This is a genomic window from Klebsiella sp. GW_Kp182, from assembly GCF_040062275.1.
Lineage (GTDB): Bacteria > Pseudomonadota > Gammaproteobacteria > Enterobacterales > Enterobacteriaceae > Klebsiella > Klebsiella michiganensis.
Genome location: NZ_JBEAFQ010000011.1, coordinates 36,277 through 50,534, shown reverse-complemented (window position 1 = coordinate 50,534; position 14,258 = coordinate 36,277). Strand labels below are relative to the sequence as shown.

Annotated in this window: 11 protein-coding genes; 3 read left to right on the top strand and 8 right to left on the bottom strand. The window is 57.6% G+C overall.

The features are described from left to right. Positions 1 to 56 precede the first annotated feature (56 nt). From ABLU88_RS12760 to ABLU88_RS12750, 3 genes are all read right to left on the bottom strand, one after another. Positions 57 to 893: an aldose 1-epimerase gene (locus ABLU88_RS12760; RefSeq protein ID WP_348836668.1), complete on the bottom strand. Its 837-nt coding sequence runs from the start codon at positions 891 to 893 to the stop codon at positions 57 to 59. Next, complete coding sequence (locus ABLU88_RS12755; protein WP_348836667.1) at positions 893 to 2,329, bottom strand: sugar porter family MFS transporter; 1,437 nt, start codon at positions 2,327 to 2,329, stop codon at positions 893 to 895. The genes ABLU88_RS12760 and ABLU88_RS12755 overlap by 1 nt, the downstream gene beginning before the upstream one ends. 70 nt (positions 2,330 to 2,399) lie before the next feature. After that, a complete protein-coding gene (locus ABLU88_RS12750; RefSeq protein ID WP_348836665.1) occupies positions 2,400 to 5,675 on the bottom strand; it encodes a DUF5107 domain-containing protein in 3,276 nt (1,091 codons plus the stop codon). A 112-nt stretch (positions 5,676 to 5,787) separates the two neighbouring features. Between ABLU88_RS12750 and ABLU88_RS12745 the strand changes: the two genes are divergently transcribed. Both ABLU88_RS12745 and ABLU88_RS12740 read left to right on the top strand, forming a co-directional pair. Further along, entirely contained in the window at positions 5,788 to 6,984 is a 1,197-nt protein-coding gene (locus ABLU88_RS12745; RefSeq protein ID WP_009654343.1) for an ROK family transcriptional regulator, read from the top strand. Between the two features lie 73 nt (positions 6,985 to 7,057). Then, entirely contained in the window at positions 7,058 to 7,480 is a 423-nt protein-coding gene (locus ABLU88_RS12740; RefSeq protein WP_025106587.1) for a DoxX family protein, read from the top strand. A gap of 55 nt (positions 7,481 to 7,535) precedes the next feature. Here the strand turns inward: ABLU88_RS12740 and glyA are convergent, their stop codons facing one another. After that, positions 7,536 to 8,789: a serine hydroxymethyltransferase gene (gene glyA, locus ABLU88_RS12735; protein WP_009654385.1), complete on the bottom strand. Its 1,254-nt coding sequence runs from the start codon at positions 8,787 to 8,789 to the stop codon at positions 7,536 to 7,538. A gap of 325 nt (positions 8,790 to 9,114) precedes the next feature. On the opposite strand from glyA, the gene hmpA reads away from it, so the two are divergent. Next, positions 9,115 to 10,305, top strand: a complete 1,191-nt coding sequence (hmpA, locus tag ABLU88_RS12730) for an NO-inducible flavohemoprotein (RefSeq protein ID WP_348836663.1) — start codon at positions 9,115 to 9,117, stop codon at positions 10,303 to 10,305. A gap of 58 nt (positions 10,306 to 10,363) precedes the next feature. Here the strand turns inward: hmpA and glnB are convergent, their stop codons facing one another. From glnB to ABLU88_RS12710, 4 genes are all read right to left on the bottom strand, one after another. After that, positions 10,364 to 10,702, bottom strand: coding sequence for a nitrogen regulatory protein P-II (gene glnB, locus ABLU88_RS12725; RefSeq protein ID WP_174501346.1), 339 nt, complete (start codon positions 10,700 to 10,702; stop codon positions 10,364 to 10,366). 65 nt (positions 10,703 to 10,767) lie between these two features. Further along, positions 10,768 to 12,105 carry a two-component system response regulator GlrR gene (gene glrR / locus ABLU88_RS12720; RefSeq protein WP_014230390.1) on the bottom strand — a complete coding sequence of 446 codons (1,338 nt, stop codon included), beginning with the start codon at positions 12,103 to 12,105 and terminating at the stop codon, positions 10,768 to 10,770. Next, positions 12,092 to 12,796 carry a two-component system QseEF-associated lipoprotein QseG gene (gene qseG / locus ABLU88_RS12715; protein WP_032750903.1) on the bottom strand — a complete coding sequence of 235 codons (705 nt, stop codon included), beginning with the start codon at positions 12,794 to 12,796 and terminating at the stop codon, positions 12,092 to 12,094. Before qseG ends, glrR begins: the two co-directional genes overlap by 14 nt. Positions 12,797 to 12,809: 13 nt before the next feature. Continuing rightward, positions 12,810 to 14,246, bottom strand: a complete 1,437-nt coding sequence (locus tag ABLU88_RS12710; protein WP_025106584.1) for a HAMP domain-containing sensor histidine kinase — start codon at positions 14,244 to 14,246, stop codon at positions 12,810 to 12,812. Positions 14,247 to 14,258: the final 12 nt, after the last annotated feature.

Sequence of the window (14,258 nt, the reverse complement as noted above, 5' to 3'; positions counted from 1 at the left end):
GACAGTCTGGCGATAAAGCGGGGCGGGTGCAAGATACCCTCGCCCCAAATATGGCGCTATTCGCGCCCCTGTACGTCTATTTTCAGCGAAAAACTCAGCGTATCTCCGGCGCCTAAAACCCGCAACCCCGGCTGTCCGTCCATGTTATGGGCGTTTACCGGATGACTTTGCGGCTCGAGGCAAATGAACGGCTCGCCCTGCATTCTGAAAAGCATCAACCACGGAGTTTGCGAAAGAATTGTGATATCCATCACATCACTACTCACCCTCGCCCGCCCGCTCCAGCCGGAATAGCCCACGTTCAGCCAGCGATCCTCACCGTACTGCGCGTGGCTGAAATCGGCGTAGCCGGGCAACTGGCCTTGCCAGCCGAGAGGAAGATGCTGCTCCCCTTCCGGCCAGTAGCCGGCGGCTGCAAACTGCACCGTACCGCGCTTATAAAAAGGAAAAAACGGATGAAAACCGCAGCCATAGGGGATGGGCGTGCTACCGCAGTGGGTAAGCGTCAGCGCAGCCACCAGCTGGTTACGCAGCAGCTGGTAGCGGATCTGCGCCAGGTAATCGAAACCGCAGGCATGCTGCCGACGCAGCTGTAACACGCAATAGTCGCCGCCGCGCGCAATCATATCCCAGCGCTGCAGCCAACCGTCGCCGTGGAGAAAAAAATGCGCGTCGGCGTGGTGGCGAGGCAGAACTATCTCACGACCCTGAAAAATAAAGCGGTTCCCGGCGACGCGATTGGCCAGCGGCAGCATCGGAAACATGCCGCCGGCGGGGTTTTCATACAGCACCGGCGCCTGATAGCGCCGCGAGTATAAACTTTGCACTTTGCCGCCCAGAGAAGCGACGCGCATTCGCAGATGCGCGTTTTCCAGAATCCACTCTTCCGCCATTAGCGCGTCTGCTCCTGCTTCATCGCCTGAGCGCCCGCATGACGTTGCGCCAGCTGCTCTTCCAGGGCTTCGAGAGTGACCCCCTTCGTTTCCGGCACGTTGCGCAGAATATAGAGGTAGCCGGCAGCGCAAATGACGCCATACAGCAGGAAACTGCCCGCCGCGCCCAGTCCGGCATTAAGCAGCGGGAAAGTGTAGGTTAACAAGAAACAGGCAATCCACAGCGCCAGGGTGCCTAAGGACATCGCGAGTCCGCGAACGCGGTTGGGGAAGATTTCCGCCAGCAGTACCCAGGTAACCGGCGCCAGGGTCAAGGCATAAATAGCAATCGCCGCCAGCACCAGCAGCAGAACGGGCCAGCCCATGATGCCCATGCCATAGGCGGCGGCAATCAGAACATAGATCAGCGTCAACCCTGAGGCACCAAGCAGCATTAATTTACGGCGGCCGATTTTATCCACCAGCGGCAGCGCGGCGAGGGTAAACACCAGGTTGACGATCCCCGTTGCGACGATCGATTTCAGCGTACTGTTAATATCGAATCCCGCTGAGGCAAAAATCTCCTGCGCGTAGTTAAAGATGACGTTAATTCCGCACCACTGCTGGAAGACGGCGAGGACCATGCCAATGATAACGATCGGTTTAACCTGCGGAGCCAGCAGCGCGCCGTAGGAGATTTTATGGTTATCTTTTTCCAGCGTGTGCGCGATGTCGTGTAATATCCTGTCGGCATAGTCGGCGGAGCCAATGCGCTCCAGCGCGGCCCGGGCGCGATCCGGCTTACCGGCCTTCATGAGCCAGCGCGGCGACTCAGGAACAAAAAACATCAGCACCAGAAACGCCAGCGCCGGCACCAGTTCCGCGCCGAACATCCAGCGCCAGCCCATCTGCCCGTTCCAGGTCTCCACAATCATCTGCTGCGTCGCCCCCGTCGCTACGGGTTCCGCAATCATCAGGTTGATAAGCTGAGCGGCCAGCACGCCAATCACGATAGTGAGCTGGTTTATCGCAACAAAGCGCCCTCTTTTTTCTGCCGGGCTGACTTCCGCGATGTAAAGCGGGCTGAGCGCGGATGCCAGACCAATCCCCACGCCGCCCACAATGCGGTAAACCACAAACATGTCGAAACTGCTGGCTACCGCCGTCCCCCACGCCGAGGCGCTGAACAGCACGGCGGACAGTATTAAGGGCAGCTTGCGCCCCAGTTTATCGGCGCACCATCCCGAGATTAATGCGCCGAAAACGCAGCCCACCAGCGCCGAGCTCATTGCCCAGCCGGACTGCGCCGGGTCGGTAATGGAAAACCAGGCTTCATAAAACGGCTTTGCGCCGCCAATCACCACCCAGTCATAGCCAAAGAGTAAACCACCGCAGGCGGCGACCAGACAGATAGTCCAGACGTAGCCCATTTTCAGATGTGTCTGCGCGTTATTCATAATGATTCCTCTATAAGGGAAACGCAGGGAACAGTAGGGTTCAGGCGGGCCAGGCCCGCCCGTTTCAGGTTCAGGAAAACATGCCGCTTTGCAGGGCGTGGCGAATCAGATGCGCCTTATCATGAGCCGGGTTCAGCTGCAGCAGCCGCTGCATCGCCTGCTGACTGGCGGATACGTTGCCCAGCCCCAGATGGCCCAGCGCTTCAATAAACAAACAGTGCTGCTGATGCTGCTGCTGCGCTGAAACATCGAGCACCACCAGATCCGGGAGAGAAACGGCAAAAAAGTCGGCTTGCGGAACGTCATCCCGATGCTGCCTGGCCCAGGCGATAAAATTCTGGAAGTGCTGCTCGGCCTGCGCCGGATTACCGCTCTTACGCAGCGCGATGCCCTGCCAGAAAAGGTAATCGGCGGGCTGATCGTTGTAGTAACGCCCGGCGTCCAGCGTTGAGCCCCCTTGCAGGGCAAGCTGGTAATATTCCGCTGCCTGCTGCGCATCCCCAGCCTGTTCCGCGCAATAGCCCAGCAAATACCAGATATCGTTGTCCGTCTGCCCGGGCAGCCGCCCCTCTCCCAGGTTATCGGGATAGCGTAACGCTTCATTCAGGCAGAGAGCGGCCTGCGTGAACGCCTTACGTTCGATCAACTGTAAAGCGCGATGGAGCTGATTGAGCAAATACTGGCCGGTAACTTTCCCCTCCCCGCCTTCCCAGGGATGAAATACGCGCGTACCGAGAATAGCGGCGGCATCGGCATAATGGCCGGCCGCGTTCCACAGGCTTAACAGCTCAGCGGTCAGGTCATCCCGTTTCAGCACCACCGCTTTGCGCGCCGCCAGCGTTTCCAGTCGTTCGTTTACCGGCGTACCCAGTGATTTTTTCAGGAAATCAAGCTCAAAGAGGAAGCGCGCGTTTTCGGGCTCAAGCTCTACGGCCCGCTGCAGATAAGCCAGCGCCTGCGCGGCATCCTGTTGTTTGTTCCAGGCGTAGACCCCCAGCAGACGATGAGCGGGCGCATAGTCGGGAGATTTTTCCAGCGTCTCGCGCCAGCAGCTTACCGCCTCTTCATAGCGACGTTTGCTGTACCAGAAGCAACCGAGCAGATAGCGGGCAAAAGCGCTATCGCTCAGGGTTTGCAGCATCTGGACTTCATCGAGCGTATTGGGGAAACGCACTTTTCGCACATGGCAGCGCTCAGCTTCGGCAATTAACCGTTGCCGTTTATTCGCATCATCGCTTAACGAGGCGCGCCACAGCATCGGCAGCGCCTCCTGGCAATCCAGAACCTCAAGCACCTCCTTCGCCGCCTGCTTCTGACCGATGGAGAGCAGCCAGCCCGCCAGCAGGCTGCCGTTGATCCCTCTGCACCCCGTTACGCGCAGCAGGCTCGCGCGCGCCTCATCGCCCGGCGCAATCATCCAGCGCGCGCAGTGCAGCGGATAGCTCAACGGGTATTGTTCGAGGCAGACGACAATATACGCCTGCGCTTCCTTCGCCCGCCCGCTGTCCGCTAACGCCAGCGCTTTCAGCCCCATAGCCAGATGGTTGCTGGCGTTAAACTGCAGGCTGGTGTTGACCTTTTCCAGCGCGTCGGCGGTATCACCACGCTTCATCGCCAGCCTTGCCAGCGCCCACCAGGCGGCATCGCGGCAGTTACCGCTCCAGGACGCTTTGTAATAGCAATCCCATGCTCCAGCTTCATCGCCCTGCCTTTCCAGCGCGCTGCCAAGCAGCATACTGGCTTCGCCATCGCGCGGATTTTTATTCAGACGATGGGCGCGAAGTAGCGCGGCCCGGGCACATTGCTCCGCCAGCCCCCAGTCGGCGCAATTAAACGCCAGCGTCCCGAGGGCAACATTATTGCGGTAATCCTGCGGATCGAGGGCTATCGCCCGGCGATAGTAATCCGCGGCATAGCGGCTTGCATGATTATATTGTTCAAGATGCTGGCCGATAAAATAGAGCTCATCGCCGTTGTGAATCTCTTCCGGCATCGCCGGCGCGCAGGCAGGTTCGGGCAGGGGCGTCTGCTGAGTAATATGTTCCTGATAATCCAGCAGCGGCTGGTTGTCTGCGGTTTTCACCTTAAGGGTTAAGCGCCGGACGTCATTTTCCGGCAGCGTATGCTGCCAGCTCTCGCCGGGCTTCAGCGTAAGCTGAGTTTCATACAGCGGCTGCTTTTCCGCGCTGAGTTCAACAACAATATTTTCCAGCGGCGCAATGGCGTAAACGCCGAGCTGCAGCTGCTCCGACTCACGAACCAGCTTCAGCGCCAGCTGCGTATTGGCATTTTGCACCATCCCCAGCTCGCTGTAGGGAAGGAAATTTTGCACAAACACCTTCTCTTCATAAGGCGCAAGCCAGGTAAAGTCAGGCTGGTTATCGGTGTAGACGCCGGTCATCAGCTCGATATAGGGGCCATTTTCGTCGGTCAGATTGCGGTCCCACGCCTGGCCAAAGTCGCCATAGCCCCAGCTCCACTGTTTTTTGCCCGGCGAGACGTGATGGTCGGCAACATGCAGCAGCCCACCGCGCTCGTCGTGGTGATAAGCGCCGACAAAGTCGTAGTCCGATTTCTCCGCCATATACGAGGTGGGTACCGGAACGTTTTTATACCGGGAGATATCGACGCCCGCAGAATAGTCCACTTTGTAGTAGGTGCCGGTGGCGATGGGAAAAGCGGAAACATCGCGCTTGCCGTGATCGAATACGGCGGTGACGTCGGGTGGAAACACGCTCTGGTGAGCATCGCCGCCTTTGACCGCCGGGTTGGCCCACCACAGGAAATGACGCGGCGTTGCGTTACCATTAAAAACCTTACCGGTAATTTCAATCAGCGCGCGGTCAGGATAGAGAGTAAACCCGGTCATGACCTGCAAACCGCGCATGGGCTCCGCTTCCCCCATCCATACGGTCTGCACGCCGTTTTCCCCGCGCTGGATCGAAAAATCGACCGGCATAAAGGTCGTCGGGCGGTGATGCTGCGGCCAGTTGAACTCGATACCGCCGGAGATCCAGGGCCCCAGTAGCCCTACCAGGGCGGGCTTAACGACTTCATTGTAATAAACGAAATCGCGCTGTTTGACTTTGTCATACGCCCGGTGAATACGTCCGCCAAGCTCCGGCAGCAGCATGATACGAATGAAATCATTCTCCATCCATACTGCCTGATAATCGCGCATTTCACGCTCGCCGGTCAGGGTATCTATCACGCCGTAGGGATAGACGTTGCCGGAGGAACCCTGATAAACGCGCTTTTCCAGAAACATGGGGTTCGGATCCTCCGCCCCCGTCGTCCACGTAGGTAATGTAATTGTTTCCTGCCAGACCTTAACCGAACCGTACATGACGCCTCCACTAAACGAAATAAAGTAAAACTTGCTTTGAGAGGAGTTTATATCGCCATTTAGCTGCTAAAATGCGCAACGCTCACGCAATATAGTTAAGGGAGTTAAGTGTATGCAGCGCACCGGTTTGAATAACGCCCGGGTCAGGCAGGCCAACAAATCTATTTTTCTCTCCCACCTCTGGCGGGAGAAACAGCTCAGTAAATCCCAGCTTTCCCAGCTCACCGGGCTCTCTATTCCGGCTGTGAGCAACATTCTTGCCGAACTGCTTAGCGAGGGCTTGATAGGCCATTCCACGGAAAAAATGAGCAAGCGCGGCGTGAACAGCGGAAGCTACCAGATCCCCGAACACGGTGCCTGGACGCTATGCATGAATATCACGCCGACCAGCATTGAGTATCAGCTTGCCGATGCCCGACTGCTGGCGGTTGACGGCCACCAGCATTTGCCCATCGATGCCCCCACGCCGCAGGCCCTTCTGGAGGCCATCGTGGAATGCTGGCGACGTATACACCGCCGCTACCCGCAGCACAGCATCAATCTCGCGCTTGGCGTTCATGGGCAGGTTGATCCGGTAACCGGGGTGTCACAAACCATGCCCCAGGCGCGCTGGAAAACGCCGATTGAAATAAAGTATCTGCTGGAGGAACAGCTCGGCGTGCAGGTGCGGGTGGATAATGACTGCGTGATGCTGGCGCTGGCGGAGAAGTGGCAGCATCAGGGTATACAGCCGGATTTTTGCGTGATTAACGTCGATTACGGTATCGGCTCGTCATTTGTGATTAACGATCAGATTTATCGAGGAAGCCTCTACGGCAGCGGGCAGATAGGACACACGATTGTGAATCCTGACGGCAAGGCCTGCGACTGCGGGAGATACGGTTGCCTCGAAACCGTAGCGTCCCTCAGCGCGTTGAAAAAGCAGGCGCGGATGTGGCTCAAAACGCAGCCGGAAGCGCAGCGCTCTCCCGAGCAATTAACCACGGCATCGCTCATTGAAGCCTGGGAACAGGGAGACGTGCATATTCGCGCATGGGTTGATAGCGCGGCCAACGCCATTGGCTTAAGCCTTTATAATTTCTTAAATATTTTGAATATTAATCAGATCTGGCTATACGGACGCAGCTGCGCCTTTGGCGAACAATGGCTGGAAAGTATCGTTAAACAAACCGGCTTTAATCCCTTTGACCACGGCGATACGCCGCGAGCGCACGCCACTCAAATCGGCTTTGGCAAACTGACCCGCGCCCAGCAGCTGATGGGGATCGGTTATCTGTACGTGGAGGAACAGCTGCAAACGCTGCGTTAATCGTCAGCGGACGTGGCGGAGCGCAAATTTGTGTATTACGTTTAAATCACACGTCTCTCATAACGAGCTGATTATGAACACTCTACGCTACTTTGACTTTGGCTCCTCCCGCTCTCTGCTGCTGCTGATTGCGCGTATCGCGGTGGTGGTGCTGTTTATTCTTTTCGGCTATCCCAAGCTGCTCGGCTTTAGCGGCACGGTGCAGTACATGGCCTCCTCCGGCGCGCCGATGCCAACGCTTGCGGCCATCATTGCCATTATTATGGAAGTGCCGGCGGCCATTTTAATTGTGCTGGGCTTTTTCACCCGCCCGCTGGCGGTGATCTTTATTTTTTATACCCTCGGTACCGCGGTGATTGGCCATCACTACTGGGATATGACCGGCGATGCGGTTCTGCCGAACATGATTAACTTCTGGAAAAACATCAGTATTGCCGGTGCCTTCCTGCTGCTGGCGATAACCGGTCCCGGGGCGATTTCGCTCGACCGCCGCTAATCAACAGACGCAAAAAAGGCCGCATCAGCGGCCTTTTTTATGTCAACGCTAACGCTTACGCATAAACCGGGAAGCGTGCGCAGATATCCAGCACTTTACCCTTCACGCGCTCAATGACCGCTTCGTCATTGATGTTGTCCAGCACGTCGCACATCCAGCCGGCCAGCTCTTTCACTTCCGCTTCTTTAAAGCCGCGACGGGTGACTGCCGGAGAACCGATACGGATGCCGGAGGTCACAAACGGGCTCTTCGGATCGTTCGGCACGCTGTTTTTGTTGACGGTGATGTTAGCACGGCCCAGCGCAGCGTCCGCTTCTTTACCGGTCAGGTTTTTATCGACCAGATCCAGCAGGAACAGGTGATTTTCAGTGCCGCCGGAAACCACTTTGTAGCCGCGGTTCAGGAACACTTCTACCATTGCCTTCGCGTTTTTCGCTACCTGCTGCTGGTAAACTTTGAACTCCGGCTCCATCGCTTCTTTCAGCGCAACGGCTTTCGCCGCGATAACGTGCATCAGCGGGCCGCCCTGGGCGCTAGGGAATACGGCAGAGTTCAGTTTTTTGTACAGCTCTTCGCTGCCGCCTTTCGCCAGGATCAGGCCGCCGCGCGGACCGGCCAGGGTCTTGTGGGTAGTTGTGGTCACGACGTGAGCATGCGGAACCGGGTTCGGATAAACGCCAGCGGCGATCAGACCGGCAACGTGGGCCATGTCGACGAACAGGTATGCGCCGATGCTGTCAGCGATTTCGCGCATTTTTGCCCAGTCAACCACGCCGGAATAAGCGGAGAAACCACCGATAATCATCTTCGGTTTATGTTCCTGAGCCTGCTTAGCCATGTCTTCATAGTCAATTTTACCGGACTCATCGATGCCGTAAGGAATGATGTTGTACAGTTTGCCGGAGAAGTTGACCGGGGAGCCGTGAGTCAGGTGACCACCCTGCGCCAGGTTCATACCCAGAACGGTATCGCCCGGCTGCAGCAGTGCAGTATAGACCGCGAAGTTAGCCTGGGAGCCGGAGTGCGGCTGCACGTTAGCGTAGTCAGCGCCGAACAGCTCTTTGGCGCGATCGATAGCCAGCTGCTCTACGATATCGACGTATTCACAGCCGCCGTAGTAGCGCTTGCCCGGATATCCTTCAGCGTATTTGTTGGTCAGCTGAGAGCCCTGCGCCTGCATAACGCGCGGGCTGGTGTAGTTTTCGGAGGCGATCAGTTCGATGTGCTCTTCCTGACGTACTTTTTCTTGCTCCATAGCCTGCCACAGTTCGGCATCATAATCGGCAATGTTCATTTCACGCTTTAACATCCGCATCTCCTGACTCAGCTAACAATAAAATTTCGGCCTAAAAAGGCGGTCCACCTGGACAACGGCCCACAGTATAACTGAATCATTCTGCGATAACAGGTCTTGACAAAGGATTTTACGCAAACGATTGGCTCCGCGTTACACAAGGCTTTGAGCAATAAAGCACCTTCGATTATCAACGGATTTCTTTTCAGGTTTGTGATGCAAATAATTCATGTTGTAACTGCCTTACGGCAAAGAGTTAAAGAACCATTTACAAAGCAGGGTTATTTTTATAAGATGCATTTAATATGCATCATTAAGATAACCTATAAAGGAAGCTGCTATGCTCGACGCGCAAACCATCGCTACGGTGAAAGCCACCATCCCTCTGCTGGTTGAAACCGGTCCGAAACTGACCGCCCATTTTTACGACCGCATGTTTGCTCATAATCCCGAACTCAAAGAAATCTTTAATATGAGTAATCAGCGCAACGGCGACCAGCGCGAGGCGCTGTTCAACGCCATTGCCGCCTATGCCAGCAATCTTGAGAACCTGTCCGCCCTGCTGCCGGCGGTGGAAAAAATCGCCCAGAAGCACACCAGCTTCCAGATCCAGCCCGAGCAGTACAATATTGTCGGCACCCACCTGCTGGCCACCCTTGACGAGATGTTCAGCCCGGGTCAGGAAGTGCTGGATGCCTGGGGCAAGGCCTACGGCGTGCTGGCCAACGTCTTTATTAATCGTGAAGCGCAAATCTACAGCGAAAGCGCCAGTAAAACCGGCGGCTGGGAAGGCACCCGCGCGTTCCGCATCGTCAGAAAAACGCCGCGCAGCGCGCTGATTACCAGCTTTGAGTTTGAGCCGGTCGACGGCGGCGCGGTCGCTGAATACCATCCGGGCCAGTACCTGGCGGTCTGGCTGAAGCCGGAAGGCTTTCCGCATCAGGAAATTCGTCAGTACTCTTTGACCCGCAAACCCGACGGCAAAGGCTATCGCATTGCGGTTAAGCGTGAAAACGGCGGCCAGGTTTCAAACTGGCTGCATGATTCTGCGAAAGAAGGCGACGTGATTTACCTGGCCGCGCCGGCCGGCGACTTTTTCCTCAACGTGGCGCCGGAAACGCCGGTCACGCTGCTCTCCGGCGGCGTCGGTCAGACGCCGATGCTGGCGATGCTGGACGCGCTGGCAAAAGCACAGCATCCGGCGCAGGTGAACTGGTTCCACGCGGCAGAGAATGGCGACGTGCACGCCTTCGCGGAGGAAGTGAAAGCGCTGGGTGAAACCCTGACGAAGTTTACTTCTCACGTCTGGTACCGCAGCCCGAGCGAAACGGACCGTGACGCCGGCGCGTTTGACAGCGAAGGTTTGATGGATTTATCGGCCCTGGCCGACAAGATCGGCGACCCGCAGATGCAGTTCTATCTCTGCGGCCCGGTGGCGTTTATGCAGTTTGCCGCGAAGCAGCTGGTAGATCTGGGCGTGAGCAGCGGCAACATTCATTACGAGTGCTTCGGCCCGCACAAGGTGCTGTAAACAGAGCGATGGATGCAGGCGGCCCGGAAATTATCGGGCCGCCATTCGGTTTGTCAGCTTAAATCGCCGCGTCGTCTTCTTCGCCGGTGCGGATACGAATCACGCGCGCGACATCGAAAACAAAGATCTTACCGTCGCCGATTTTGCCGGTCTGCGCCGTACGGATAATGGTATCCACGCAGATATCGACGATATCATCGGTGACAACGATTTCGATTTTCACTTTCGGCAGAAAATCGACCATATACTCCGCGCCGCGATACAGCTCGGTATGCCCCTTCTGGCGGCCAAAACCTTTCACTTCCGTTACCGTCATCCCGGTGATGCCGACTTCGGCCAGCGCTTCACGCACGTCATCCAGTTTGAAGGGTTTAATAATCGCATCAATCTTTTTCATGGTGTTCCTGTTTTAGTCGCGTAACCGGTTGCTAACCGTATCATAACTTGCGTCATCACGCGGAGCTACTCTTTAAAGTCGTTAGCGTCGAGCTCGTGGCGCGACAGCAGCTTATAAAATTCGGTGCGGTTGCGCCCCGCCATCCGCGCCGCATGCGTGACGTTGCCTTTAGTGATTTGCAGCAGCTTGCGCAGGTAATTGAGCTCAAACTGATTCCGCGCCTCAACAAAGGTCGGCAGCGCGGTGTTTTCCCCTTCCAGCGCCTGCTCCACCAGGGCGTCGCTAATGACCGGCGAAGAGGTTAGCGCCACGCACTGCTCAATCACGTTCACCAGCTGGCGCACGTTGCCCGGCCATTTTGCGGCCATCAGCCGCTTCATCGCATCGGTGGAGAACGCGCGAACAAAGGGTTTGTGGCGATCGGCGGACTGGCGCAGCAGATGGTTCGCCAGCAGCGGAATATCTTCCGTACGCTCGGCCAGCGGCGGGATTTTCAGATTCACCACGTTGAGACGATAAAACAGATCTTCGCGAAACTCGCCGCGCGCCATGGCCTTCGGCAGGTCGCGATGGGTCGCAGAAATAATCCGCACATCAATGTCGATATCGCGGTTGCTGCCCAGCGGGCGCACTTTACGCTCCTGCAGGACGCGCAGCAGTTTAACCTGCAGCGCCACCGGCATATCGCCGATTTCATCAAGAAACAGGGTCCCGCCTTCTGCAGCCTGGAATAGCCCCTCGCGATTGCTGACCGCGCCGGTAAAAGCGCCGCGGGCGTGGCCAAACAGCTCTGACTCCAGCAACTGCTCGGGAAGCGCGCCGCAGTTAATGGCGACAAAAGGTTTATCGCGGCGCGGGCTGGCGTTATGAATTGCCTGGGCGACAATCTCCTTGCCGGTACCGCTCTGGCCGTTAATCAGTACGCTGACGTCCGACTGCGCCACCATCCCGGCCTGCTCCAGCAGACGCTCCATCAGCGGGCTGCGGGTCACAATCGCCTGGCGCCAGCGCTCATCGGTGGTGGGCGCGCTCTGCTCCAGCGCGTCATCAATCGCTTTATACAGAGCGTCTTTATCCACCGGCTTGGTGAGAAAGCTAAATACGCCCTGCTGGGTCGCGGCAACGGCGTCCGGAATGGAACCGTGCGCGGTGAGAATGATCACCGGCATTCCCGGCTGAACCTTCTGGATTTCGCTGAACAGCTGGAGGCCGTCCATCTCGTCCATCCGCAGGTCGCTGACCACCAGGTCGACTTTGTCGCGGCTCAGGGTGCGCAGGGCCTCCGGCCCGCTCTCGGCGGTCAGTACGCTGTATCCTTCGCTGACAAGACGCATGCCCAGCAGCTTCAGCAGCCCCGGATCGTCGTCCACCAGCAGCAGGCGGGCGGGTTTACGGATCGTCATGAATCACCTCCGGGACCTTCTCGCCGCCGTGCCCGGCGTCCGGGCTGAAGTTCCCGCCGGGTTTACGGCTGGAGAGCTGGCGCTCGATGTCGGTGAGATTCTCCAGCTTGCGGGTCGTCAGTTCGAGCTGACTGCGAAGTTCAATTTCCTGCTGACGCAGCGTCTCCAGCTCCGCATCGCTTGACTGCTGCAATTTGGCGTAGCGGGAGCGCTCCTCAATCAGCTGAAGCTGCCGGCCCTGGGCATCGCGCCAGAGCTGATAAAGCGGGCGAACCTGGGCGGCGATTTGCGGGCTGAAGGCATCCAGACTGGCCACCAGATCGCGACGTTCGTTGGGCGTAATTTTGGCATCGGCCAGTAAAATGCCGCGTTTAAAGGCATCCTGCCAGCTGTTGGCATCGTGCTGCCGGGCTTCAGCCCGCGCCTGTACCGGAGCAAGGCGATCCGCGCAGTCAATTCCCCGCAGCCAGTAAAGCGGGTTTTTATCACTGGCCTCGCTTTGCAGGCTCCAGATGTCGGCGCACTCCACCGAAAGAAAATCGGCGACCTGATGCTGCGGCAGCGCGGAGAGCGTTTTGCCATCCGCGGCGTGTGGTGATGTAGAGGCGGAACATCCCGCCAGCGCCAGGCAGGACATGCCTGACAGCAGCCATCCCCTGAGGGGACGGACAAGTGCGAAGAAGTGGGACATATTCACCCGATAGTTATACGTTATTTTGTCCAGACTCGGCGACGGGGAGCGTGATACGAAAACAGATTAGCCCTGATTTATCATCAACCAGGCTCAGCTCGCCCTGCATTTGCCGTACGCAGTCGCGGGCAATGCTCAGCCCCAGACCGCTGCCTTTTACCGCCCCTTTACGCTGGTGGCTTCCCTGATAAAAAGGCTCAAAAATCATGTTTCTCTCTGCGGGCGGGATCGGCTCGCCGTCGTTAATGACGTCAATGCGCACCTGCTCGCCGTGCCGATAGCTATGAATGCGAATGTTACCGGATTCAGCACCATAGTGCACCGCATTGGAGTAGAGATTATCCAGGACGCTCACCAGCAGAGCGGGCTCCGCTTCGCATAAACGCTCGCTGAGCAACAGTTCGGTATGCATCATTTTAGCTCTTGCCGGCAGGCTATGGGCAGAAACCACATTTTCCACCAGTTCGGCCAGGTTTACCGTCTCGCGCGCAATCGGGCCATCGGCCTGTTTACGGTTGTAATCCAGCAGCTGCTCGATCAGCTTTTGCAGGTTGCGGCTGCTGTTATCGAGAATTTCAACGATCTCCTGCTGCTCGGGCGTCAGCGGCCCGGCCACCCGGTCGGCAAGCAGCTCCGTCCCTTCGCGCATGCTGGCCAGCGGCGTTTTCAGCTCATGGGAAAGATGGCGCAGGAACTGATGACGCTGGGATTCCAGCCAGGCAAGGCGTTCGCTCAGCCAGATAATGCGTTTACCGACGGAGCGCAGCTCGCGCGGACCGGTAAACAGCGCGGCGTCGTCCAGCGACTTCCCCTCCCCCAGTCGGTTGATCATTCTCTCAATGCCCTTCACCGGGCCGATAATCATGCGGGTGAAAAGCAGCACCAGCGCCAGGCTGAGCAGGAACAGCACCAGCGCCTGCCAGCCGAAGAACTGCCCGCGCTCGGCAATTTCCTGCTGCAGCTGCTGCCCGCGCGAATAGACCACCGTTCGGGTTGCCTGCACCATGTCGCTATTGGCCGAGGCAAACGCTTCCAGGCTGGCGGCTGACTTCGCCGCCGGACCGCTATTTTTACACTGCAGCTCGGCCAGATCGTCGAGATCCTGACGCAGCGCCTGCCAGATTTTCTCATCGGGCAGGACGCCCGCGTGAGCATCAAGCATTTCGCTGTAGCGTTGGCGCTGATTCTGGTAGACCCGCGCCAGCGTCGGATCGTCCAGCACGCAGTACTGACGGTAGCTACGTTCCATCTCCAGCGATGCGTTAATCATCGCTTCGCTGCGGCGGGCGTCGATAAGGGTAGTACGGTTGATATGCGCCGCCTGCGCGCTCAGCGCGTTGAGGCTTTGCCACGCCTGCCATGCCAGCACCAGCAGCGGCAGCAGGATCAGCACGAAGGATAGCGTGACCAGCTGGCGCAGCGAACGGGGGAAAAGGGAGAGTCGCTTCACGGATAGGGTCTC